The sequence below is a fragment of the Streptomyces sp. NBC_01460 genome (assembly GCF_036227405.1).
In the GTDB taxonomy this organism is placed as follows: Bacteria; Actinomycetota; Actinomycetes; order Streptomycetales; family Streptomycetaceae; genus Streptomyces.
In genome coordinates this window covers 246,756-270,457 of the sequence record NZ_CP109473.1, presented here as the reverse complement: position 1 = coordinate 270,457, position 23,702 = coordinate 246,756, and the positions used below count along the sequence as shown (strand labels likewise).

The window sequence follows — 23,702 nt, the reverse complement described above, 5'->3', positions numbered from 1 at the left end:
GGCATGCCGCCGGGTCGGGGAGGGGCGATCGTGGATCCATGGCCGTCCCAGGACCCGGCTCATCGACGTGACAGCAGCCCGCAGAGGCGGCGTGCCCATGTGTCCGGCTCCGATCACGCGTCACCGGCCACCGGGGAGAGCGCACGTGACCGGACGGATGATGCAGCCCGCCGGACGTACGGAGGACACGAGAATGACAGAGGACGCCGTACGACGCCCCGTCGTGCCGGAGGCCACGCCCGGGCCCGGTGCAGAGGGCGGGCTGGACGCCCATGCCCTGCGCGCGGAGACCGCCACGCGCTTCACCGCGGCGGTCGCCGCGATCGACGCCGGCGAGCTGGACTTCCCGTTGCCGGGCAGCGGCGGGACGGCCGAGCGCTTCGCGGCACTGCGGGCTGTGGCTGAGGACGATCTGTGTCTGGCCCGGCTGGTGGAGGGCCATGTCGATGCGACGGCCGTCCTCGCCGAACTGGGCGGCCCCGCCCTCGAGCCCGGCAGGCGCTGGGGGGTGTGGGCGGCCGAGCCGCCCGGCGAGGGGCTGTCCGCCGTCCGGGGCACCGACGGGCGGTGGAGCGTGACCGGACTCAAGCAGTACTGCTCCGGAGCGCACAGCTGCACGCACGCACTGGTCACCGCCCGTGCCGAGGACGGGCGGCGGCTCTTCGCCGTACCGCTGACGGAGGGGACGTACGAGCCGGTGGAGGGCAGCTGGCAGGCGCTCGGCATGGCCGGTTCCGACACCCCGGACGTCCGTTTCCACTCCGCTGCCGCTGAAGCGGTCGGGGATGTCGAGGGGTATGTGGACCGGCCCGGTTTCCAGCACGGCGGGATCGGGGTGGCGGCCTGCTGGCTCGGCGGGGCACGCGCGGTGGCCCGCGCCCTGCGCGCGGCAGCCCACCGCGGGGGCAGCCCCCACACCGACGCCCACCTCGGTGCCGTGGACATCGACCTGCGCGCGGCCGGTCTGCTCCTGGACGCTGCCGCAGCCGAGATCGACGCCGACCCCTCGGACACCAAGGGCGAGGCGAGGCTGCGCAGTCTGCGTGTACGGGGCTTCGTGGAGGCCGTCTGCGACCGCACGCTGGGGCATGTGGGCCGGGCCACCGGAGCGGGACCGCTGTGCCACGACCTGCGCCACGCGCGCAACGTGGCCGACCTGACCGTGTACATCCGTCAGCACCACGCCGAGCGCAACCTCGCGGAACTCGGTGCGCTGGTCAGCGGCCGGGAGGAAGAATGACCGCACACCCCTTCGACACCGCACGCCCCGACGGGACGTCCCCGTACGCCGATGCCATTCAGGCCCCGGGCACCGACGAGAGCGTGTGGGAGACGTGGCCCGGCTGGGAGAGCCTGCGCGAGTTCCCGCTGCCGCCCCCGGGCCGGGTCGTCGTGGTCGCCGCCCACCCCGACGACGAGGTGCTGGGCCTCGGTGGCACGCTGGCCCGGCTCGCCGCAACCGGGCACCGACTCACCGTGGTGTCCGTGACCGACGGAGAGGGATCGCACCCGGACAGCGAGGTGCTGCGCCCCCGCGAACTCGTCCGTGTCCGCGCCGAGGAGACCCGTCTCGCGCTGGAACGGCTCGGAGCGGGGGACGCCGAGATCGTACGGCTGCACGTCCCCGACTCCGGCGTGGACCACCACGAGGAGGAGGTGCGGCGGGCCCTCGTACCGCTGTGCTCGGGAGCGGTTCTGGTCGCGGCCCCCTGGACCGGCGACGTGCACAGCGACCACGAGGCGGCCGGCCGGGCCGCCCGGGGCGCGGCCCGCGAGTGCGACGCGCCCTTCGTCGAATACCCCGTCTGGCTGTGGCACTGGTCGCACCCCGACGACCCCCGCGTTCCCTGGGACCGGGCGGCACGACTCACCCTGCCGGCGGGGACGGTGGCCCGGAAGCGGCACGCCGTCGATGCCTTCGCCTCGCAGATCCGGCCCCTCGGGCCGGGAGCGGCGGACGCGCCGGTCCTGCCGCCGGAGGAGCTCGCCCACCATCTGCGTCCTCATGAGGTGGTCTTCCTGTGAGCACCCCGGCCGGATACTTCGAGGACATGTACCGGGGCGAGGAGGACCCTTGGCACCTCCAAGAGCGCTGGTACGAGCAGCGGAAGTACGCGCTGACCATCGACTCGCTGCCCAGGGCACGCTTCCGCAACGCCTTCGAGCCCGCCTGCTCCGTGGGCCAGTTGACGCGGCTCCTGGCTCCACGGTGCGAGCGGCTGCTCGCCGCCGACCGCGTCGCCTCCGCCGTGGACACCACCCGGCGACGCAGCGCGGACCTCGGCCAGGTGGAGGTGGCCCGGCTCACCGTGCCCGACGAGTGGCCCGAGGGACGCTTCGACCTCATCGTGCTGTCCGAACTGCTCTACTACTTCGACGAGGCGCGGCTGAACGAACTGCTGTCACGGGCCACCGGATCACTCGAACCGGGCGGGACCCTGGTCACCGTGCACTGGAACCACCCGGTGCGTGAGCACCTGTACACCGGCGCACAGTTGGCCGACCGGCTCGCCCGTGAACCCGGGCTGCTGCTGCGGACCGACCACCGCGAGGAGGACTTCGTCCTGCAGACCTTCAGCCGGGTCCCGCCCGGTGGGACCGCGCCCGCCTCGCCCGCCGCCTTCGAGGGGCTCGTGTGACGAGGGCCGAGGCCATGGCCGTGGTGATACCCGCGCACAACGAGCAGGCACTGCTGGGCGCCGCCCTCGCCGCCGTGTACCGGGCAGGCCGGCACCCCGCCCTCGTCTCCACCCGGCTGCTCGTGGTGGTTGCCGCGGACGACTGCACCGACGCGACGGAGTCGGTCGCGCGCGGGGCCGGTGCTCTGATCGCTCCGCTCGGCTCCCGCAGTCCGGGACGGGCCAGGGCTGCCGGTGCGGCGCTGGCCATGCGCGCCCTGGGCCTGGACCCGCGGGGCGTGTGGATCGCTTCGACCGACGCCGACAGCGAGGTCCCGCACGGCTGGCTCGCCCATCAGCAGGCCTGCGCGGAACAGGGCTGGGACGCGGTGGTGGGCACCGTCCTGCCCCAAGGATGGCCTCCCGCGCTCACCGGCGTGATCCGCCGTCACGTCCGGGAGTACGAGGAGGCCGGCCGCCACCCAGGCAGGCCGGATCACCACCCGCATGTCCACGGGGCCAACCTGGGTGTGAGGGCCAGCGCCTACCTGCGCTGCGGAGGGTTCCCCGCGCTTGCCACCGGTGAGGACCGTGCGCTGGTCGCCGCCCTGAAGGCGAGCGGTCACCCTGTCCTGCGGACCAGACGCTTCCCGGTCCTCACCTCCGCCCGCCTGACCGCGCGGGCCCGGGGCGGGTACGGCGACTACCTGGGCGCGCTCGTCGAGCCTGTACGGCAGCTCGACTGAGATGTGGCGGAACGGATTACGGGTCCACGTACGCCCGTGACCGGTCCAGAGGCAGGATGCCCTGGAGACAAGACGATTCGGCACCGGCCTTGGCCCCGGTGACCGCTCCGGCCGAGGAAGCGTCCAGACGTGTGGATGAGAGTGGTTGCCCGCCGGCAGGCGAAGGGACTTGAGTCTCCAGTAAGGGGAGACACGAAGGTGGGGGCATGGACGGCGACACGCTCTACTCGATCGGCGAACTGGCTCGGCGGACCGGTCTCACGGTCAAGACCATTCGGTTCTACTCCGACCGCGGAATCGTGGCGCCGACGGACCGCAGCCCGGCCGGCTACCGCCTCTACAGCATCGACGTCGTCGCACGCCTGGACCTCGTGCGGACCCTGCGCGAGCTGGGACTGGACCTTCCCACGATCCGCAAGGTCGTGGACCGCGAGCTCTCGCTTCCCGAGGTCGCCGCGGCGCACGCCGAAGCACTGGCAGTGCAGATCCACGTCCTGCGCCTGCGGCGCGCGATGCTGACGGCGGTGGCCGAGCGCGGGTCCACACCTGAGGAGACAGAACTCATGCACCGGTTGGCCCAGCTGTCCGAGGACGAACGCCGACGCCTGATCGGCGATTTCCTCGACGCCGTCTTCGGAGGTCTTGACGCCGCACCCGCCTTCGCGGGGGTCATGCGCTCGTTGACCCCCGAGCTCCCCGACGACCCGGAGGCCGAGCAGGTCCAGGCATGGGTCGAGCTGGCCGAAATGTCCCTGGACCCGGATTTCCGCGCCGTCGTGCGGCGGATGGTCGAGGACCAGGCAGCCGAGCAGGCCCGAAGCGACACGACGGTCCCGCGGCGCGACATCGCCGCGGCCGTCCGTGACCAGGCCGGCCCGGCCCTGACCGCCGGCATCGACCCAGCCTTACCCCAGGCCGATCCGCTCGTCGCGGTGTTCACGGCGCACTACGCGCACCTCCTCGGCCGCCCCGACGACGTCGAGCTCCGCCGCCGGCTGGCGACTCGGCTGGAGAGGGTCAACGACCCCCGTAGGGAGCGGTACCTCCAGCTGCTCGCAGTGGTCAACGGCTGGCCGGCCCCGGAGAGTCTGGCTCCGGTGTTCGACTGGTCCGTCCGGGCTCTGCGCGTCCGGACACAGCAATGACGGGGCGGACGCACGGCGGCATGGATGATCGGAATGATGAATGCCCCGTCGTACTCGCCGGTGGGCGGGCTCCGTCATGGACAACGATGCTGACGGGGCACGGTGAGTGCAGGCTCAGCAGCGAGGCTGGGCAGCGGGGGACCGGTTCGGCTTCGCAGTCGAGGCCACCAGATCCCGCCCACCGAGGGGGCAGGCGGCAGGAACGGCGGCGTCGGCGCTCGGTGTGGGCCTCACCTGTCACCGCATCGCCCCCGGGGACGGTGCGCTGACCGACGTGCGGGGACGCCGCGCCGAAGCGTACGGAGTGGGCGCGGTGGGCGTCGTATTGGCCCGCCCCGATGGAGTCGTCGCCTGGCACACACGTGAGGGCGTCACCCTCGGTGAGCAGGGCTGGACGCTCGAAGCGGTGTCGCGCACCGTTCTGGCGCGATGAGCGGAAGGGGGGCGGCGGTCAGCGGTCGGCAGAGGCGCCCTGTGCCTGCGCGACCGAGTCGACGTACTTGATCAACAGACGGGCGAGCTGCAGACGTTCGTCAACGGGCCAGTCCCGGGTGATGAACTCGAAGGCCGCCCGCTGATGCCGACGGAAGGCCGCCAGCATGGCCACTCCCTCGTCCGTCATCTGCAGGGCCTCCCTCGCCGGCCCGGTCGTCGGCGGCATGCTTCATGAGACGCCGCTGAGGGGGCGGCCGACCGGCCGCCCAGGACCGGTCGGCCGCCCCCTCAGCCCCGCAGCGAAGACCACGACCTTGCAGGCGACCATGACCGGGGTGGTCCTGGTGCCGGAGTTCCTCGGCCTGTTCATCAGGGCCGAGTCCACTGCCGGGGAGCCGATCGTCCCGCTGCGCCTCTTCAGGGACTCCACCTTCACCCTCTCGCTGCTCGGCACCATCATCTGCGGCATCGTCTTCGCCGGTGCCGTCCAGTTCCTCGCCCTGTACGTCCAGGTCGCCACCGGTGCCGACCCCACCACCTCAGGCTTCATCCTGCTGCCGATGATGACGGGCCTCGTGCTCTCCTCCGTCGGCTCGAGCAAGATCGTCGGCAAGACCGGCACCTACAAGGTCTTCCCCATCCTGAGCATGGCCCTCGGCATCGTCGGCGCCCTCCTGCTGTCCACCATGGGCACCGAGACACCGCGCGCCCTCGCCATCCTCTACATGGCCGCCTTCGGCTTCGCCTCAGGCCTCTCCGCCCAGGTCTTCACGCAGGCAGCCCAGAACACCGCGCCCCCAAAGGACATGGGAGCCGTCTCCGGCACCGTGACCTTCGGCCGCTCCTTCGGAACGTCGATAGGAATCTCGCTCTTCGCCGCCATCTTCCACGGCCGACTCACCGACGAGCTCGCCACCCGCGTGCCCGCCGGAGCCCTCGACGGCATCGACCACAACACGCTCTCCTCGAACGAGGTCCTGGACACCCTCGCCTGCCCGGTACGCAGCGCCATCGAGGAGTCGTACGCCGCCTCGCTCACCCCGGTGTTCACCGCCGCGGTGCCGATCCTCGCGCTGGGTCTCGTCCTCACCCTGCTCATGAAGAACCTCAAGCTCCGCTCCCGCCACCACGGAGGGAACCAGCAAACCGAGGGCCCGGCACCGGCCTCGGCCGACAGCACCCCCGAGACGACCTGATCACATCATCCCCCGTATGTGACACATGGTTGAAGTGCCGCCCCAACGCCGAAGTGCGGCCGCGGGTCGCGGTCGCCTGGCACCTTGGCTTCGCCGCTTTCGCTATGCAGCGCAGCGGGCCTGGCTCAGTTCGGCATCGGCGTGCGCGCCGCCGAAGGCATCGGCCGAGGCCCGACGCGCCCCAAAGCGCGTGAGGAGGCCCGTACAGCGGCCCGGCGGGCGGCGTCATCCCTACGGTCGCCGCAGCCGCCGTCACCGTGGTCTCGCTCGGCGCGCTGCCGCTCACCGTGGTGCTGGCGGGGCTGGGCCCGGCTGACCGCGGTGCTGCCGCTGTCCGCCTACTTCCTGCTGATGGGTACTGCTGTGCTCACGACCGGTGCCTCTCCGGCAGTGGTTGCGCGCCGGCTGCGTCCCGCCCTGCCGGTCTGACCATCCTCGGGCGTTCGGCCGACAGCGGGCTCCGGAGGTATTCGACTCCGCCCCGGCCACTCGTCCCGGGCATCAGAGTGGCCAGAACTGAGCCAGATACCGCTCCAGCCCATGAGGAACACCCAGAAGGCACTCCCGGCGCGCAGCCTCCCGGCCCCGGCACCGGACGCGCACGTTCCATGTCCGAGGTGCGCTCGACAGGACGATGCCGCGCGGAGCGGGCCCGCCTGCGACACCCCACAGGCGCAACTCCCCGGAGCGACAATCGATGCGGGCGGTCGCGGACTCGTCCCATTCCCCTTCCGGTGCCGGGGCCGCACCATCCCATACCTCTACATCGAAGGACACGGTCTGAGTGTGGCCGGCACTCGTCAAGTCGATGCGCCCTCGTTGTTCCGAGAGGAAGGGGCCCGGAGCGAACCCATCGGGAAACATCGCCGGCAACCAACTGTCGTCGGCATCCTGCAAACAGAGGCCGTAGTAGTCGACGTAGGCATCGACATGCTGCGCGTCCAGGAGTTTCACGCAGCTGACCATAGGGTCCATCTGGCACCCGCGCCAGGCAGCCGGCCGGGGGCGGCCGGCTGTCGCCCCCGTGGTGACCGGTCCTGGCGCCTGGCAGTCCGAGGCGCACCCCTGACCGGTGGCGACCGTACGCGGCATGTGCTGCCGCAGGCCGGGAGCGGATCCGGTTCAGCCGGCGCCGACAGGCAGCGGGCCGATCCGGGACGCCAGCCAGTCGGGGAGTTCGAGCAGGCGAACACCTTCCTGTTCGTCAGGATCGGTGCGCGCGACGACGCACACCAGGTCATCGGCTCCTGTGTTGGCGGGCATGTGGGGCATGCCCGCGGGGATGTGAATGTAGTCGCCGGCGTGCAGAACGACGTGCTCGGCGAGGTCCTGGCCATGCCATACCTCTACCTGTCCGGACTGGATGAAAATGGCCGACTCGTGCCCCTCGTGAAGGTGAGGGCGGCCTCGGGTGCCTGCCGGCATCACCAACTGGTGCAGACAGAGCCGCTCGGCTCCGGCGGACTGGGCGCTGATCCCTGCTCCGAATCTACCGCCCTGGAGGCCTTCATACGTACCGTTTCGTACTACTGTGCACTGTTTCTGATCTGCCATGTGCGCAGTAGACCAGCCGGTCGGCGGCGGCGGCACGGTTCCAGCCACAACCGTGCCGGGCCGTGGCCGGGGCCCTGGACGTGCCGGTCTACGTCCGGTTCGACGATCGAGGTGGGAGCGACGCCGCGTCAGGACGAGCCGCCACGGATGCTCCTCACCGCTTTGATGGAACCCGTGGAGTCATACTCCTGCAGAGTTGGTGACCGAGCGCCCCGCTCCACCAGGGCCGAACACTCCGGACAGTCGGAGATGACCGGGTGTACGCAGCGCACCAGGTGGGCCAGGAACCGGTCAGCCAGTTCGAGGTTCGCGACGTGTTCGGCGATCCGGGTGCGCTTCGCGTTGACCAGGCCGATGCGGTCGATCCGTTTCCCCGCGGCAAGTTCACCGATCTCGGTGAGTGACAGCCCAGCTCGCTGACAGATCTGGATGAAGCGGGCCTGGCCGATGGTCTGGTCGTCGTAGACGCGATGCCCGGAGGGCAGTCGGCGCGGGATGAGCAACTTGATGTCTTCCCAGTGTCGGAGGACATGGGGTGCCACCCCGAGCCGGGCAGCCGCCTCGCCGATCTTCAACTCCACTGCGGGCATCACATTCCTTTACTTCAGGTCGGCCTGAAGTTATACCGTCCCGCCATCGCACGCACCACCCGATCGTGAAAGGGACGACGTTCCTGTGTCTGACGCTGTGAGATCACCCAAGTTGGCAGCATGCTGTGGCGCGGTCGTGGGCCTGGCAACGGGTCTTGTCCGTCCCCGACGTCCCGACCAGCGCTTTCTGCGCGGCTTGACCGACGCGGGGATACCGGACGCGGCGGTGTCGGTCACCGTGTCCGCACTGCGACAGGTGCCGCGGTCCGTCCCCACCGCCCTGATCGTGGAGGGCCTGCGGCAGCCGCGGCGCATCGCGAATTCGCTGCTGTCGTTCGTGATCACCCACCCGGAAGCGACGTTCATCGTGGATCCGAGTGTCTGCCTCGATGTCGACAGCCGAGCCGTTGCCGAATTGCCGGCGGTCCTGCGGGTCGCGGTGCGTCCCCCGGCCGACACCGTCGCCACCATCACCGCGCTGCGTGAGCGGTCAGGTTCCGGCGTAGATTTCGCGCTGCCGACGCACACGCATTGGGACCACGTCTGCGGACTCCTCGATCTTCCCGAACTGCCGGTACATCTGCACCGCCGCGAACACGACTGGGTCATGCAAGGCTCGGTCGCACCCGTGGGTGGCGTCCGCGAGGCCCTGCGCGGTCGGGGCATCGTCCCGTACGAACTGGACGGCCCGCCGGTCCTCACGTTCACCACCAGCCACGACCTCTTCGGTGACGGTTCCGTCGTGCTCGTCGACCTCGCAGGACACACCCCTGGCAGCATCGGCGTTCTCGCGCACACGGCAACGGGCTGGGTGCTGCTCGCGGGCGACGCCGCCTGGCACACCGACCAGGTCGACCTCATCCGGCAAAAAGCCGGCTACCCCGGCGCGCTCGCCGACGAGGACCGGCACGAGGCCTTCCGTACGCTGCACCGCCTGCACGCCGTCAAGGACCGAGTCGCGATCATCCCGACACACGACCACATCGCGGCCCAGCGGCTGCCGGCTTGATCCCCCGGAGGGATTGCTACGGCCGCAAGCTGCCGTCCGACAGGCAGGGGCCGATCCATTCCCGGTAGTTCTGCCCGGCGGGCGAGGAAGCACATTCGGAAAGCCCTGCACCGTCCGAAGCGCAGCTGTCCTTGCCGGCCGTACGCCTCCGGCCTCCAGCACGGTGCCGGGTCTGTTCGCCGCTGAGACCCGCGACGGCGAGACAGCCGTGATCATCGACGGGTGTACCACCAGGCGCCGGTCTTGACTACCCCCGCATCCTCGACGCCTTCAACCATGCGACCGGACCACTTCGCGCCGGCGACATCTGCCGAGCCATGGGTCACGAACTGATGCCTAAGAACGTCGAAGGCGCTCGGGCCAAGCCGAAGCGCCTGGTCAAGCTTGACATTCTCACCGAGATCGACACCGGCATCGTCACGAGGAAGCCGTAGCCGGACACCTGTGGTCAGCAGGCTCCGGCCACAATCTGGTGAGCGTACTGGTCCTCCGGGCCGATTTCTTGGACTGCCTTCTGGGCTTCTTGCACCCGACCCATCTCGCACATCAGTCGAACCAGGACGTACAGGGCGTCACGGTCACCGCCTTCGGCGCGCACGCAGCGCCGTCTCCATACCCCGCTCTCGAAGCGATCTGTTGAGTCTTCGACGTGCGTGGCTATCCGTAAGGGCGCGTTCCGTAAGTTCCGGAATACGTTCCGCTCGGGCCAGTAGGTCCATGTGCCAGAGGTGGTTGTCGTGCATGTCCGGATCGTCGGAGAAGCACGCGGCGTGGGTGCTTACCAGCGCGATCGCCACGTCCCAGTCCTGAAGCTGTTCAGCCTCCCGAGCTCGCTCCGACCAGTCCACAGGACAAGTATCGCCGGACGCGTCACCGGACTGCACCATCGGAGTAATCGCTGATGAGCGCAACGGTCATTCACCCCCCCAGCTGGGCGACGTCCACGATCACAAGCGGCACAGGGCAGCACGGAAGTGCTGTGCCGCTGGTTCGAGCTGATGCACCGCCGCGCCGCCTGGCCGAAGGCGGCGGCGAGGCGGATCTGACGGGCGTGATCGACCTGCTCGTGCGACGCTGATCGGCCGCCTCGGCCTGGTCACCCCGGTCCTCTCCTCCCTGCCGGACGACTTCGGTCGCTGTGAGCACATGCCTTGGCACACAGGGGCCATACGCGTGCCTCGTCGCTTCCTATGGTCGGTCCTGGCGTAGCTGTGCGCCGGAACCGGGCCGGACGATCACGACGTCCGGCCGGACTCCGGCGCCCGGGGTGCGGCTCTGTGGGCCGCTCCCCTCCACCGGCCGGCGCAGTCGCGACGGCCAGAAGGGACCCATCTGTGCAGCACCTCATGATCCACGACGTCCGGCCGGTGCTTCCGCGAAAGTTACGGGAGGCACGAGAGAGTCCGCTGCGGCGGATACGGCGCCGGGCAGGAGCCCTGCTCCTGGCCTTCGCCCTGGCCGTCGGGCTGGCCGGGCTGACCGCACCCGCGGCGCAGGCGGACCCCAACCAGCCGCTCACGGTGTACGACTGGGTCACCGACGGCCTGGGAAACGGCGGCACCGACCCGCACAACGGCTACTGGGGCATGATCGCCAACATCCACTCGGTCAGCGGGCATGACTTCTACCAGACGTCGGTCGACGAGACCACCTCGCAGACCTCGCGTCTGATCCAGATCAACGTATGGCGCTACGGACAGCAGCAGGCCGCCCTGTATTTCTGGGCCAACAACCTCTACCTGGCGGGCTTCTACCAGCCGGGGGAGGGCCACTTCGCCTTCAACGACACCTGGCCCGACAGCTTCGACGCCGTCCTCGGGGTCAACGCCCGCCGACTTCCCTGGAACGGCAACTACGCCACCCTGCCCGGCGGCAGCAATCGCTCGGACGATGTCATCAACGGGCCGAGCCTCGACGACGCCCTTCAGCAACTGCGTACCGCCAGCACCCACCTGAACACCGCGGCGGGTACCCAGCGGCTCGGCAATGCCCTGGTCATGATCATCCAGGCGACCTCCGAGGCCGCGCGGTTCGGTCGTATCTTCAACACGGTCCGCAACAACATCCTCAACCGGACCTCGAATCAGCTCACCGCTGATGCCGTGAACCTGGAACAGAACTGGGGCTCCATCTCCAGCTGGGTCTACAGGGTTCTCAACAACCCCGCCCAGCCGCCCCTCGTCGTAGGCGGCCGCACCTTCTCCACCCTCCAGGCGCTGATCCTGTACGTGTCCTACCTGGAGATCCACAGCGGATCGCGTCCGCGCTGACGGCACTCCATCCGTGCCCCGGAGGTCCCGGACCTGGTCCCGGGCCTGCGGGGCCGGACCTCGCGCGGACCGGCCGGCTGCCGGGTGGGCTGCGCCCCCTGCCGCGGCAGGGCCGGGCGGTCCGGGCCAGGGTGGCGTTGCTCGCCGCGCGAGATCCGTCCGCACAGGTGCAGTACGAAGACCGGGGGAGGCCCACGATCAGGTGGCGTCCGGCAGATCAAGGTCGACCTCACCGGGCATGTGCCTAATCGGATCCGTACGCGCTGGACCGGGGCGCTCCCGAGGTCGCAGCATCGGCCGAGCCTGCCCTGTGCCCCAGGTGCCCTCACGGTGGTCACGCAGCCGGACGAGCCGGATGACGTAGGCGTTGACCGCCTGGATCGGTATGCCACCTCCGCGCGGCAGACGGCATCCGACTGGCCGGACGCCGGAACCGGTTACGCGCTCCGGGTCAGCAGACCGGCGTCGATGACCTCAGAGATGAGGGTGGCGCCGCGGCTGTTCTGGTGGATGTGGTCGGTCGTGAGCACGAGACCTCGCCGCCGCGAGATCGAGTCGAGGCTGCGGCGCAGCACTGCGTGCTGGACGAGGACGCCGACGGCCGCTGCGGGCGTCACCTCCCGGTACGAGATCGGCGGCGGGTCTGCTTGGCGCAGTTCCTCGATCTGGCGTTCGTGGAGCGGAAGGTAGGCCACCTCGTCGGTGGCGGCGACCTCGGCGATCATCCGGCTGTACGCCTGCGATGCCTGTGCCGCCGCTCCGTCGAGTTGTTGGCCGAGTACCGGTAGCGACAGCAGGCCGATCGTCGCGTCGGTCTCCGCTCGCAGCCGTGCGACGACGGCTCCCAGGCACTGTTGGAACCAGCCGGCCGACGGACGTTCGGGGAGCCGTTTGCGCTTCATGGCCTGGTCGACGGGGTAGCCGGCAAGACTGGCGCGGGCGTCGTTGGTCCCGATCAACACGGTGATCACATCGGGTGGGTTCGTGACGACAGCATCGAGGCGCTGCAAGAGGTTGTGGGCGAAGTCGCCGTTGACACCGAAACGGGCAAGCTGCACGTCGCCGGGCGGGTGGCGTCGTCCGAGAGGCTCCAGGTAGTCGACGCTGAACTGCGCGCGGGTGAGGCTGTCGCCAAGGCACGCGATGCGTGTCGTCACAGCGCTTCCTCCGGGCTGGGCGTGCCGACGCGATCGGTCGGGCGGGTGTCGGTCCGAGGACGGTGGTCGGTGCCGAGGGTCGCAGTGATGGCCAGGATGGACGTCGGCCCCTCCATGTCGACCACGTGCCATACCCCGGCCGGATTGATGGTGGCCTCGCCCGGTCCGAGAGGGACGCGGTCGGGCAGCCCGTCCACGTCGCGGGTGACCGTCACGGACCCGCTGAGGCAGACGACCAGTTCGTCGCCTGCGGGGTGGCACTCCTCATGGTCGCCGAGTCCGTCGCCGTCGAACATCGCTACCATGCGGCCCTCCGCGCCGTCTGCGGCGACAGCGGCGCTGTAGGCCTGGAGCACCTCCGGGTCCCAGGCGAAGCCCTCGACGGGTTTCGCTCTCGATCCCAGCCCGAGGTGCACGGGGGTGGTCCGCAGGTCCATGGCATGGTGTTCGTGGTTGACGAGTCTCATGCCGACGATCGTCCACGACAGCGATCGGGCAGTCTTGAAGAAAAGGGAAGAGAAGACGACACGACGGGCGGAGGGTTGGCGGCTACCCGGCTCCGAGGAGGACTTCGCTGCGACGCCAGGCCGTCGGCGACCGGCCCGTGAACTCGCGCCAGTCCCGGACGAGATGGGCCTGGTCGGCGTAGCCGGAGACGGCTGCCACATCGCCCCACGGGAGCGGGTGCCGCGCCGCCGCCAGCTCGTGCGCGTGCTCGAAGCGCAGGACTCGGGCGAAGGTCTTCGGCGACAGGCCCACAGCGACCGCACCGACCTGGGCGCAACCCCGCGCGGCGACGAGGCGGCGCCACGCTTCGGCTACCTCGGACCGCACCGGGCGCACGTGGTCGCCGCAGGCGCCACGGCCGACAGCTCGGAGGAGCAATTCGTCCAGCACGGCGAACCGCGCCGCCCAGATCGTCGCCGATCGGAGCCGGTCGACCAGCTCGACGGCAAGCGCTCCGAGAAGCTCGTCGAGTGGGACCAGTCGGTGCGCGAGCTCGGCGGCGGGCATGCCGTAGACGGCCCGGGCCCCGAGCGGTGTCAGCGATAGCTGAACACCTTGCTGGCGTCCGTCGTGGTGAATCGCGACGGACCGGCACATCAGACCGCCGGCCACGCTGTCGAATCGGGTGACCGGTGACCCGTCGCCAACGCCCGCCGCCACCTCCAAAGGATCTGACAGGCTGATCACCGCAGTGAGCGCGCGGCTCGGCGGGCCGCAGTGCACCCCCGTCGGGAGCCCGCGGAGGTCGAAGCCGACATACTCGTTGACGTACTGCCGCAAGAGGGGCGTCGGACGTGCACCGATCCCGGTGGCCGTGTGGTCCTCCATTTTCGTCAGTGTACGAGCCGCCCAGCCCAGGAAGATGACAATGCAAGGACTGATCGACGCCGGTTGCGGCTGGTGACGCGGTTCTTTCCGCGCCCTGTCACGCTGCGATACGGGTCCGTCGGTAGCTGTATGAGAACAGGGCCGAGGAGTGCGCCACCGCCGCGGTCAAGCCCCCCGGCCGCGGCCGCGCTGATCGCGGACGGCAACGGCGAGTACCGCGGGACCTACCGGCGCATCCTCGACGCCGGCCGCCCCGTCCTGACCGTCTCCGACACCGACCCGGGCACTGTCGCCGAGCAGCCGCGCGCCAACGCCGGGCCCATGGGCACCGCCTTGTCTCGTCCGAGGTGCCCAGGCGCCCGGCAGGCCTCGGTGACGCAGCGGCGGACGATGTCCCGTGCCAGCACCCTTCGTGGCGGACAGGTGCTCTCGTCGACAGGGCGTAGGCCACTGCTGAGCCGTCTGCGGTGCCTCCCGCAAGTCTCCTGACGTGACCGCGTCCCCTGCGCCTCTGGGCCCGCCGGATACCGGCGGGCCCACGCGGCCCGGCGTCCGAACGCCGCCCGCGGCCTCAGATCGTCGTGACCACCACGCGCCGGGCGTACGGCGCGCCCTCGAAGTTGTCCACGACCGCCGTGACCTGCACCGGATCGCCTTCCCCGAACGGAAGGGTGTCCCCCCACGTGCGGGCGGTGATCGCCACAGTGCGCTTCTTCCCATCACAGGTCAGCTGGGAGGGCTGCAGGGTCGCGACACCGCGGGGGCTGTCGATCTGCGAGTCCCGCTCGTCGGCCAGCCGCCAGGCGATGCCCAAGGAGAGCGTCGGGGTCGGGTCGCAGGAGTACGTCACGTCGACCGTGATGCCGTCCTCGTCCTGCGCCGTCGCCGGGGCGTACGTAACCTCGCCCACGGCAACGGTGTTGTCCTTGCCGAAGATCGTCGAGTCATCCCCGGCCAGGGCCGGGGGAGCGGCGGCCAGGGTGCCCGCCCCGGCCAGGAGCGCGGTGACGGCGACGACAGTGACGCGGTGTCGCAGAGCTAACGAGCGCATGCTGAACTCTCCTTGATCACAAGCGAGTTGCAGGTCCAGTTGTGGATCTTCCCAGGTGCCCGGACACGTGTCCAGGAGGGGTGCGGGAACTTCAGCACCAGGTGGTGGATGTGATCACCGCGCTGACGGAGGGAATCAGCGTCTCCTGCGAAGGACTCACCGGATGACCCCTGTTGGGACGCCTGTCCCCATACTCCGGAACCGCCGCCGGCCTTGCTCCGGGCGCTGCACGAACTCGAACCTCTCGTCCAGACCCTGGGGGAGAGGCGGGCCCGCACGGCAGAAGCCGTGGCCGCGCCCGCACCCAGCCCTGCGCCGCCGTGGGAATCACCGGCAAGTCCGCCACGAAGCGGGGCCCGGCGCTGTACCTCCCCGGGATGCCACGCCTGTCGACATCGATGGATCCGGTTCCCCGCTCGGTGCACTCGTCGCCGGAGTCTTCTCGGAGAAGAACGCCTGCCGCACTCGGCGGCCCCCTCCGATGGGCAGTTACGGCGCGAGCGGCTCGAGGCCGTGACCGCCCTCTCCGCCGAAGGCTCCGACCACCGGCGCGCGACGTGGAAGCGTGGAGAGGGCCGGCCGGCCGGAGTGGCATGCGACCGACTCGAGGATCTCCGCTCCTGTTCCTGGAGCAGGCGATCGGGGCTCTGACGTGCCCTGCGCATGGTCTGGCGATCATGGAGACCCGGGTCGCCGAGCGCTTCGGCGGCCCTTTGGTCTCCTGCCGGGTGGGCGGGATGCCTCTCCCACTTAACTCAAGCTGAAAGAAAAGTCGTGTCAGGGATATTGACCGTGCCCGAGAACGCGGGCATGGTTCCGGAGAGCGCTCTCCCATGCGCTCTCTCGCCTTGAGGAGATCCCCTTTATGTCTCTGTTCGGCATGTCTCTTGCGGCCTCGCCGCCACCCCGCGGCCGCGTGCGGCGCGGTCTCGCGAGTGCCGTCGTCACCGCGTTGGCCGCCACGCTCCTGGCGGTGGTTCCGACGACCACGGCGCAGGCAGCTCCTGCGCTGCTGTCGCAGGGCAAGCCCGTCACGGCTTCGAGCCAGGAGCACTACGGGACCCCGGCGGCCGACGCGGTCGACGGGAATCTCGGAACCCGCTGGTCGAGCGCCGCGTCCGACGGGCAGTGGCTGCAGGTGGACCTGGGCAGCTCCACCTCGCTCAGCCAGGTGGTACTGCGCTGGGAGGGGGCGTACGCCAAGGCTTACCGCATCGAACTGTCGACGGACGGCACCAACTGGTCGACGGCCTACTCGACCACGACGGGCGCGGGCGGCACCGAGACCCTCGCGATATCCGGCACGGCCAGGTACGTGCGTATGCAGGGTGTGACGCGAGCGACCGGATACGGCTACTCGCTCTGGGAGTTCCAGGTGTACGGCGGTGGGGGCGACGGCGGTCCGGCGCTGCCCGGCGGCGGTGATCTCGGCCCCAACGTGCACGTCATCGATCCTTCGACCCCGAACATCCAGGGCAAGCTGGACCAGGTGTTCCAGGAGCAGGAGTCGGCCCAGTTCGGTTCCGGCCGGCACGCCTTCCTCTTCAAGCCCGGCACGTACAACAACCTCAACGCGCAGATCGGCTTCTACACCCAGATCGCCGGCCTCGGGCTGCGGCCGGGTGACACCACCATCAACGGTGACGTGACCGTCGACGCCGGCTGGTTCAACGGCAACGCCACCCAGAACTTCTGGCGCGGTGCGGAGGGGCTGACCCTCAACCCGGCCAACGGCACCAACCGGTGGGCCGTCTCGCAGGCGTCCTCCTTCCGCCGCATGCACGTCAAGGGCGGCCTCAACCTGGCGCCGAACGGCTACGGCTGGGCCAGCGGCGGGTACATCGCCGACTCGAAGATCGACGGCCAGATCGGCAACTACTCACAGCAGCAGTGGTACACCCGGGACAGCTCCATCGGCAGCTGGTCCAACAGCGTCTGGAACCAGACCTTCTCCGGCGTCGAAGGCGCTCCGGCCACCTCGTTCCCCGAGCCCCGCTACACCACGCTCGACACCACCCCGGTCTCCCGCGAGAAGCCGTACCTCTACCTGGACGGCAACGAGTACAAGGTGTTCACCCCCGCCAAGCGCACCAACGCGCGTGGCACCAGCTGGGCCGGCGGAACCCCGCAGGGTGACTCCATTCCGCTCAGCCAGTTCTACGTGGTGAAGCCGGGTGCCACCGCCGCCACGATCAACCAGGCGCTGGCCCAGGGCCTGAACCTCCTGTTCACCCCGGGCGTCTACCACGTCGACCGGACCATCAACGTGAACCGCGCGAACACCGTCGTGCTCGGCCTCGGCCTCGCCACGATCATCCCGGACAACGGGGTCACGGCGATGAAGGTGGCCGACGTCGACGGCGTCAAGCTCGCCGGCTTCCTGATCGACGCCGGACCTGTCAACTCCCCGACCCTGCTGGAGATCGGGCCGCAGGGCGCCGGTGCGGACCACACCGCCAACCCCACCACCGTGCAGGACGTGTACATCCGCATCGGCGGCGCCGGCGCGGGCAAGGCCACCACCAGCATGGTCGTGAACAGTGACGACGCGATCATCGACCACACCTGGGTCTGGCGTGCCGACCACGGCGAGGGCTGGGGCTGGGAGACCAACCGTGCCGACTACGGCGTCCGGGTCAACGGTGACGACGTGCTGGCCACCGGCCTGTTCGTCGAGCACTTCAACAAGTACGACGTCGAGTGGTACGGCGAGCGGGGCAAGACGATCTTCTACCAGAACGAGAAGGCGTACGACGCCCCCAACCAGGCCGCCATCCAGAACGGCGCCACCAAGGGGTACGCCGCCTACCGCGTCGACGACTCGGTGAACACCCACGAGGCGTGGGGCCTCGGCAGCTACTGCAACTACAACGTGGACCCGACCATCGTGCAGGACCACGGCTTCAAGGCGCCCGTCAAGCCTGGGGTGAAGTTCCACAGCCTCCTGGTGGTGTCCCTCGGTGGAATGGGCCACTACAACCACGTCATCAACAACACCGGGGCGTCCACCATCCCGGCCGGGACCTCGACCGTGCCGTCGACCGTCGTCTCCTTCCCCTGAGACGTCTGCCTCACCGCCGTCATGGCGGCGAGGGCCTCGATTCCCTTCCGGGCCGGGTGATCATGTCCCCGCGGCCCGGCCCGGAAGGGCTCGCACGCCGACACCGTGCGTCCTCTCCACTCCACGCGAAGCGCAGCGCACGTGCCGGCCCGACGGTCCGGCCCACGCACCCGGCGTCAGCCGCCACCGCCCGGTACGTGAAGCTCCAGTTCACCGCGGGCGGCACCGGCCGGGGCTACTCGCTCCACGACTTCGGCGTCCACAGCTGACGAGCCGGACCCCATGACGGGTGGCGGGGCCTGCCGCTCGGCCCCGCCACCCCGGCACCACCGCACGGCACCAGTCGCGTGGCGTGTTCGCGTTCACGCGAAACCACCCCCATGGGCAGGAGATCCCCTTGAGATCGAGTCCGAAACGGCTCCCCGCACTCCTCCTCGGCACGGCCCTCGTCGCCAGCGCCCTCGGCATCGGCACCATCGCCTCCGCCGCGGGCACGGACCAGGGAACCTCGTCCGCCGTCGTCGCGGCCAACGCTCACAGCGGACACGTCATGGCCGCGTCCACCCAGGCCTCGGGCGACGACGCCGACGGAGACGGCTACATCCCGGCCGTCCCCCAGGTCACCGGAGTGACACCGTCCACAGCCACCCCGCCCCCGGCCTACCACCACGAGTTCCAGGCCGGCTGCGCCGTCACCCACACCGCGACGGACGACCCGATCGTCTACCCGGGTCAGTTCGGCAAGTCCCATGACCACACGTTCATGGGCAACACCTCCACCAACGCCGCCAGCACCACCGGCTCGCTCTACGGAGGCAACACCACCTGCAAGGCGCCCGCGGACGCCTCGGCGTACTGGATGCCCTCGCTGTACAAGGGCGACCAGAAGATCCTGCCCGTCGGTCCGCAGGTCATCTACTACAAGTCCGGTGTCACCGACTACCGCAGTGTCCGTCCCTTCCCCAAGGGGCTGCGGTACGTCGTCGGCAACCCGATGCAGAGCGCCCAGGAGTTCCGCAGCCACAAGGGCTTCGTCGAGGGCTGGGAATGCGGTGACAGCTTCTTCAACACCGACATCCCGGCGAGCTGTCCGAGCCGGCCCGACGTGCAGCTCAACCTGCGTATGCAGGCGCCCAGCTGCTGGGACGGCAAGTACCTCGACACCCCCAACCACCAGAGCCACATGTCCTACCCGGTGGTCAAGCCCGGCACCAACGACAACATGTGCCCGACCTCCCACCCGGTCGCACTGCCGATGATCGAGTTCAAGATGGCGTGGCCGGTCAACGGCGACATGTCCCAGGTCCGCCTGGCCAGCGGCCGCGGCTACTCCTTCCACTACGACTTCTTCAACGCGTGGGAGGAGCGCACCCTCAAGGCCCTGGTCGACCACTGCATCGTCGGTGGTCTCCAGTGCGACACGAGGGGCTTCGACCTGTACCGCCCCGAACGTGGCACCGTGCTGAACGAAGACCACCGTCTGCCCTGACCCGACCACCGGATCCGCCGAAGCCCGGCCGCCCCGCTCATCCGGGGGCGGCCGGGCCCTCGCGTGCCCGCCGCTTCGCACGGTGCTCGCCGATCGGGCCGGAGCGCCGGGCGGACAAGATCAGGTTGCCGGCCGCAAGGAAGGCAAACCCCACCCCGGCGGTGCGCAGAAGGCGTTCACACTGTTCGAGAAGTCCGTACGGGGCGCGGGGGAGTAGCTCAGCGAAGAGGAGCGGATGACCGGCGTGACCGCCTTCGTCGTCCACCTCGCCCACACGGCGTCCTGCCGGCTGGCGCCGACACGGCCCGCCTGGCGGACTCCTGGTGGGGGGCCTTGACCTGGCCCCACCCGTTTCATCCATCTCACCGCCGGCCGCGGCTGGAACGCCGGCACCTACGAGGACCGGCTGACGGACATACTCGCCTCAGCCCTTCCGGGCGCGACCTGAGCGCGGATTCATCACTGCCCTGGCCCCCGCTGTGCTCAATGATCTCCGGCCGGCTCCGCGTCATCGGGTACGAGCACGATCCAGAGCTGGCCGGTCGCGAACGTCATCGGCTCGCCGTCCTTGGTGGTGAAGCCGGTCGCCGACTCGGCGGTCTTCCGTTCCCATGCCACGTCGTACGACTTGCCGTCGCGCAGGACCACCGCCGAGCCGGACCCCACGGTCGCGCTGAAGGGTGAGGTGTTTCCGCCGCGGTCCCGGAAGCGTGAAGGCTGCACGTCCACGTCCTGCAGGACCACTGTGGCGGCTCCGAGCCGGCCACCGGAGGCCGTACGGGCCGGGGTTCTGTCCATGCTCACCAGCCACTGGTCCCGGTCCGCGGCCCAGGTGAAGGTGAATCGTGCCGACGGGTAGGACACGGTGCGCTCGTTGACGGGGGTACCGCCCGGGGGCGGCGCGGCGAAGCGGAGGCCGATGTCCTCGGCGGCGTTCACCCCGGTGGAGGCGTGCGGGATCCTTCCGGGGCGCACATACAGATTGTGCGGTGCGGCGCGATCCCCGCTGCGGAAATAGGCGTCCGGTGCCTTCGACGGCGGCAGCGCGTCGAGGGGGGCGGCTTCGATCGACGGCTGGAGGGCGGACTGGGCGCCCGAGTACGCGAGCGTCGGCTCGTCGAACTGCCGGAGCAGCTCCAGATCGGTTTCGCGAGCGCTGCGTACGGGGCCGACGACGGGTGGCAGGTCGGAGGAGTAGGCGGCGAGTATCCGGCTGAGACCTGCCTCCACCTGCTCCACGTAGACGATGTCGGCCTTCTCGAGTCCGGTCGGGGGCCGGGCCGCGGCTACGTTGTCGATCTTCACGGCGAGAACGTCGGCGCGTGTTGCGGATGGTGCCCTCTCTCCGCCCGGGCTGCCGCAGGCCGCGGTGACGACGAGCGTGAGCCCGGCCAGCGCGGCGGCGGTCGATCGCTTCGTTCCGGAGGTAGGCATGGCCGCCTCCCCTTTCGAGCCGACTCTGCGGCACCGTCGCATGGCTGCTGCGGCGATGACTCTCCCGTCAATCATCACGCAGAGACCGGCCCGAGCGCCTCAGGCGCGGCGTCGGAACTCTCCGGCGATGCCCGACCGGCCGACGAAGAGCGCGTCTTTCCTGCCGGATCCGGGGGCATTCGTTCTGATCCCCCCGGTCAGCCGTACTCCAGCGGCACGGGTGGAGCTGAAGCGATGTGAACTCTCAGGGAGGAACAACGTGAGGTGGGTGCGGCGTGAGCGACTCCGAAGCGCTGTGTCCTGGAGGCCGGAGACGGGTGTCTGCCGTGACGGAGCGACGGACGTGAAGGTCGGGTGCTGTCACGGAGCGAGCGCCTTCAACGCTCACCTGTGTTCCGGCCAACTCACCGACCTTTGGCCAATGTCGGGCATCAAGGCGTGCGGCGTAGGTGAGCGGGATAGAAACGTCCTGCCTATGAAGAGTGGATTTCTGACGACTTCTCTGTGGATGGACAGGAGTTTCTCGAATGATCGGTTGCATGGGCCTCGACATGCAGGTGAAGAGCTTCCCCGAGCTCGGATTCCTCGTACTGCCTGGATTCCTCCCTGCCACTCTGGTCGATCGCCTCCTGCCCGAAGTGGACCGATGGGTCGACACCGGCCTGAGACAGTTATCCATCGACGCCTGTTCCTTACGGGAGGGCGCTACTCCGCCGAGAGTCGAACTGGAGATGGCGGCGCACGCGGAACTCACCGTGTACGCCCCGCTCCTCGAACTTCTGCAGGACGAGGACCTGCTGGGGCCCTCCTTCGTCTTCCACCATCTGCACAGCGACCGCCGACCGCCCGGCGGGGCCGGCAAGAGCTGGCACCACGACTACGAACAGCACCCGCAGCGGGACCGCGCCCTGCCGATGGTCCACGTGCTGCACTACCTCGGCGGACTCCGGCCCGGCATGGGCTCATTGGCCGTGCTGCCGGGATCCCACCACCGGGTCGCGGAGAAGGACGAGATGAGCGCCCTGGGGACTGCACGGCAGCCCGGGGAGGAGACGATCGACGAACTGCCCCGTGGCTCGACCGTGCTCCTGCACTCGGCGCTCTTCCACACCCGCCGTGCGGCCGCCGGCCCCGCCGGCGGAGAACCCCGGTACATGGTCGACGCCTCGTACTGCCGCACCGGCGCGCCGTGGCCGCCCGTCAAGCCCTACTGGCGCGCCGTCCTGGCCGTGGGACGCGGGCTGGAACCAACGCGGGAGCGGTGGCCCGAACTCTTCTCCGACAGGCACTTCAGCCCGTACGCCCCCCGCTCCCGCAGGCCGTCGTCATGAAGATCCTGGAGGCCGTCAGCTACGACGCGCTCATGCATCGCTTCGCCCAGGAGCACCCCTACGACCCTTCCGACGAAGCCAACTCGAACGACGAGGCCGCCGGGCACCTGTACGACGCGCAACGCGCCCTCGGTGGACGATGGCACCGGGTCCTGCTGGAGGGACCAGAGGTGCTCGATGTCGTCCTGCCGTGGCACCTGGGCGAGGACGGCGACGTCGAGCTGATTCCGCCGACCGGCCTCACCGTGGCCGCCGCGGCGGCCCGGCTCGCAGCGCTCGACGCCACGTACACACACAGCAATCCGCTCTGCGCGTTCAAGCTGACGCGCCAGACGCGGGCCCCCGCCCGGCCGCTGTACCTGAGTACCAGGGCGATGCCGACACGGGACTACGCGGCGCTGACCGTCCGTGAGGGCCTGGTCCATCTCGACGGCCTGCACCGGATGCTGGCCTGGCACCGCAGCGGCCTGCTGGCCCCGGGCCGCTGGGTGGAGGCGTACGTCGCGGGCCTGACCGGCGCGGCGCTAGCCGCGGCCGACGAGGGGCATGGAACTCGGCATGAGGAGGACGGACTGCATGTTGACCCCGGCCGGTAGCGCGGCCATGGCGCGGACGGTCTCGACGACGTGGCGCATGTCCATCGTCGGCTCGACGCGGAAGGAGCCGTCCGCCTGGCGCACCTCGGGCTGCGGCCGGTCCTGCGGGGTGACGTTGCCGATGTCGATCTGGCCGCAGGAGATGTCGTAGCGGCGCCCGTCCAGCGAGAGCGAGCGGGTCAGTCCCGCCACGGCGTGCTTGGCCGCGGTGAAGGCGATCGAGTCCGGGCGTGGGGCCTGGGCCGACGGCGCTCCGTTGTTGATGATCCGGCCGCCCCGCGGTGTCTGGAGCCTCATCATGCGGAAAGCGGCCTGCGAGCAGAGGAAGGTGCCGGTGGCGATGGAGTCCATGACTCGGTGCCAGTCAGCGGCGCTCACCTCCTCGGTGGGCGTGTACGGCATGGTGTCGGCGGCGTTGTTGAACAGCAGGTCCAGCCGGCCGAACCGGTCGGCCACCTCGGCGAACAACGCGTCGACCTCGGCAGGCTCGGTGATGTCCGCCCGTATCGCCACGGCACGCTCGCGGTCGTCGGCGGGTGCGAGCCCGGCCGTTTCCTCCAGCACCGTCGGACGCCGACCGGTCAGCACGACCGTCCAGCCGTCGGCGAGCAGTCCCAGTGCGCAGGCCCTCCCCACTCCGCTGCCCGCCCCGGTGACCACAGCCGTCTTTCTCCCCATAGTGCGT

At 69.9% G+C, this 23,702-nt stretch carries 23 protein-coding genes; 13 read left to right on the top strand and 10 right to left on the bottom strand.

Going from position 1 to position 23,702, the window contains the following annotated elements:
* The first annotated feature begins 193 nt into the window (after nt 1-193).
* The 6 genes from OG488_RS01305 (at nt 194) to OG488_RS01280 (ending at nt 4,942) form a co-directional block, all read left to right on the top strand.
* The gene (locus OG488_RS01305) at nt 194-1,240 is read left to right on the top strand and encodes an acyl-CoA dehydrogenase (RefSeq protein WP_329225046.1); all 1,047 of its coding nucleotides are present in this window, start codon (nt 194-196) and stop codon (nt 1,238-1,240) included.
* The gene (locus OG488_RS01300; RefSeq protein ID WP_329225044.1) at nt 1,237-2,025 is read left to right on the top strand and encodes a PIG-L deacetylase family protein; all 789 of its coding nucleotides are present in this window, start codon (nt 1,237-1,239) and stop codon (nt 2,023-2,025) included. Before OG488_RS01305 ends, OG488_RS01300 begins: the two co-directional genes overlap by 4 nt.
* Nucleotides 2,022-2,639 (top strand): class I SAM-dependent DNA methyltransferase, encoded by a 618-nt coding sequence (locus tag OG488_RS01295; RefSeq protein ID WP_329225042.1) that lies wholly within the window; start codon nt 2,022-2,024, stop codon nt 2,637-2,639. The genes OG488_RS01300 and OG488_RS01295 overlap by 4 nt, the downstream gene beginning before the upstream one ends.
* Entirely contained in the window at nt 2,636-3,364 is a 729-nt protein-coding gene (locus OG488_RS01290; RefSeq protein WP_329225040.1) for a glycosyltransferase, read from the top strand. The genes OG488_RS01295 and OG488_RS01290 overlap by 4 nt, the downstream gene beginning before the upstream one ends.
* A gap of 206 nt (nt 3,365-3,570) precedes the next feature.
* A complete protein-coding gene (locus OG488_RS01285) occupies nt 3,571-4,509 on the top strand; it encodes a MerR family transcriptional regulator (RefSeq protein WP_329225038.1) in 939 nt (312 codons plus the stop codon).
* 223 nt (nt 4,510-4,732) lie between these two features.
* Entirely contained in the window at nt 4,733-4,942 is a 210-nt protein-coding gene (locus OG488_RS01280; RefSeq protein ID WP_329225036.1) for a hypothetical protein, read from the top strand.
* Between the two features lie 18 nt (nt 4,943-4,960).
* Here OG488_RS01280 and OG488_RS01275 read toward each other — a convergent pair whose 3' ends face one another.
* Entirely contained in the window at nt 4,961-5,131 is a 171-nt protein-coding gene (locus OG488_RS01275) for a hypothetical protein (protein WP_329225034.1), read from the bottom strand.
* Nucleotides 5,132-5,258: 127 nt separating this feature from the next.
* Here OG488_RS01275 and OG488_RS01270 point away from each other — a divergent pair, with 127 nt between their 5' ends.
* Entirely contained in the window at nt 5,259-6,140 is an 882-nt protein-coding gene (locus OG488_RS01270; RefSeq protein WP_329225032.1) for an MFS transporter, read from the top strand.
* A 501-nt stretch (nt 6,141-6,641) separates the two neighbouring features.
* Here the strand turns inward: OG488_RS01270 and OG488_RS01265 are convergent.
* From OG488_RS01265 to OG488_RS01255, 3 genes are all read right to left on the bottom strand, one after another.
* On the bottom strand, nt 6,642-7,094 hold the full coding sequence (locus OG488_RS01265; protein ID WP_329225030.1) for a hypothetical protein: 453 nt from the start codon (nt 7,092-7,094) through the stop codon (nt 6,642-6,644).
* A 168-nt stretch (nt 7,095-7,262) separates the two neighbouring features.
* Nucleotides 7,263-7,694 (bottom strand): cupin domain-containing protein, encoded by a 432-nt coding sequence (locus OG488_RS01260; protein WP_329225028.1) that lies wholly within the window; start codon nt 7,692-7,694, stop codon nt 7,263-7,265.
* Between the two features lie 128 nt (nt 7,695-7,822).
* On the bottom strand, nt 7,823-8,284 hold the full coding sequence (locus OG488_RS01255; protein WP_329225026.1) for a MerR family transcriptional regulator: 462 nt from the start codon (nt 8,282-8,284) through the stop codon (nt 7,823-7,825).
* A 238-nt stretch (nt 8,285-8,522) separates the two neighbouring features.
* Here OG488_RS01255 and OG488_RS01250 point away from each other — a divergent pair, with 238 nt between their 5' ends.
* Both OG488_RS01250 and OG488_RS01240 read left to right on the top strand, forming a co-directional pair.
* Nucleotides 8,523-9,293 carry an MBL fold metallo-hydrolase gene (locus OG488_RS01250; protein WP_329225024.1) on the top strand — a complete coding sequence of 257 codons (771 nt, stop codon included), beginning with the start codon at nt 8,523-8,525 and terminating at the stop codon, nt 9,291-9,293.
* A 1,334-nt stretch (nt 9,294-10,627) separates the two neighbouring features.
* On the top strand, nt 10,628-11,563 hold the full coding sequence (locus tag OG488_RS01240) for a ribosome-inactivating family protein (protein WP_329225022.1): 936 nt from the start codon (nt 10,628-10,630) through the stop codon (nt 11,561-11,563).
* A gap of 437 nt (nt 11,564-12,000) precedes the next feature.
* Here the strand turns inward: OG488_RS01240 and OG488_RS01235 are convergent, their stop codons facing one another.
* From OG488_RS01235 to OG488_RS01220, 4 genes are all read right to left on the bottom strand, one after another.
* Nucleotides 12,001-12,720 (bottom strand): SGNH/GDSL hydrolase family protein, encoded by a 720-nt coding sequence (locus tag OG488_RS01235; protein WP_329225020.1) that lies wholly within the window; start codon nt 12,718-12,720, stop codon nt 12,001-12,003.
* Nucleotides 12,717-13,187 (bottom strand): cupin domain-containing protein, encoded by a 471-nt coding sequence (locus OG488_RS01230; protein WP_329225019.1) that lies wholly within the window; start codon nt 13,185-13,187, stop codon nt 12,717-12,719. The genes OG488_RS01235 and OG488_RS01230 overlap by 4 nt, the downstream gene beginning before the upstream one ends.
* 82 nt (nt 13,188-13,269) lie before the next feature.
* A complete protein-coding gene (locus tag OG488_RS01225; protein WP_329225017.1) occupies nt 13,270-14,055 on the bottom strand; it encodes a helix-turn-helix domain-containing protein in 786 nt (261 codons plus the stop codon).
* Nucleotides 14,056-14,626: 571 nt separating this feature from the next.
* Nucleotides 14,627-15,106, bottom strand: a complete 480-nt coding sequence (locus tag OG488_RS01220; RefSeq protein ID WP_329225015.1) for a hypothetical protein — start codon at nt 15,104-15,106, stop codon at nt 14,627-14,629.
* Between the two features lie 880 nt (nt 15,107-15,986).
* On the opposite strand from OG488_RS01220, the gene OG488_RS01215 reads away from it, so the two are divergent.
* Nucleotides 15,987-18,167, top strand: coding sequence for a discoidin domain-containing protein (locus OG488_RS01215; protein WP_329238342.1), 2,181 nt, complete (start codon nt 15,987-15,989; stop codon nt 18,165-18,167).
* Nucleotides 18,168-18,564: 397 nt separating this feature from the next.
* Entirely contained in the window at nt 18,565-19,656 is a 1,092-nt protein-coding gene (locus OG488_RS01210; RefSeq protein WP_329225013.1) for a DUF1996 domain-containing protein, read from the top strand.
* Between the two features lie 483 nt (nt 19,657-20,139).
* Here the strand turns inward: OG488_RS01210 and OG488_RS01205 are convergent, their stop codons facing one another.
* Nucleotides 20,140-21,090: a DUF3048 domain-containing protein gene (locus OG488_RS01205; RefSeq protein ID WP_329225011.1), complete on the bottom strand. Its 951-nt coding sequence runs from the start codon at nt 21,088-21,090 to the stop codon at nt 20,140-20,142.
* Between the two features lie 539 nt (nt 21,091-21,629).
* On the opposite strand from OG488_RS01205, the gene OG488_RS01200 reads away from it, so the two are divergent.
* Together OG488_RS01200 and OG488_RS01195 are read left to right on the top strand one after the other, a co-directional pair.
* A complete protein-coding gene (locus tag OG488_RS01200) occupies nt 21,630-22,421 on the top strand; it encodes a phytanoyl-CoA dioxygenase family protein (protein WP_329225010.1) in 792 nt (263 codons plus the stop codon).
* Complete coding sequence (locus tag OG488_RS01195) at nt 22,418-23,017, top strand: DUF6309 family protein (protein ID WP_329225008.1); 600 nt, start codon at nt 22,418-22,420, stop codon at nt 23,015-23,017. The genes OG488_RS01200 and OG488_RS01195 overlap by 4 nt, the downstream gene beginning before the upstream one ends.
* On the opposite strand, the gene OG488_RS01190 is transcribed toward OG488_RS01195, so the two are convergent.
* On the bottom strand, nt 22,946-23,695 hold the full coding sequence (locus OG488_RS01190; RefSeq protein WP_329225006.1) for an SDR family oxidoreductase: 750 nt from the start codon (nt 23,693-23,695) through the stop codon (nt 22,946-22,948). The two genes, OG488_RS01195 and OG488_RS01190, sit on opposite strands and share 72 nt — an antisense overlap.
* Between the last annotated feature and the right edge of the window lie 7 nt (nt 23,696-23,702).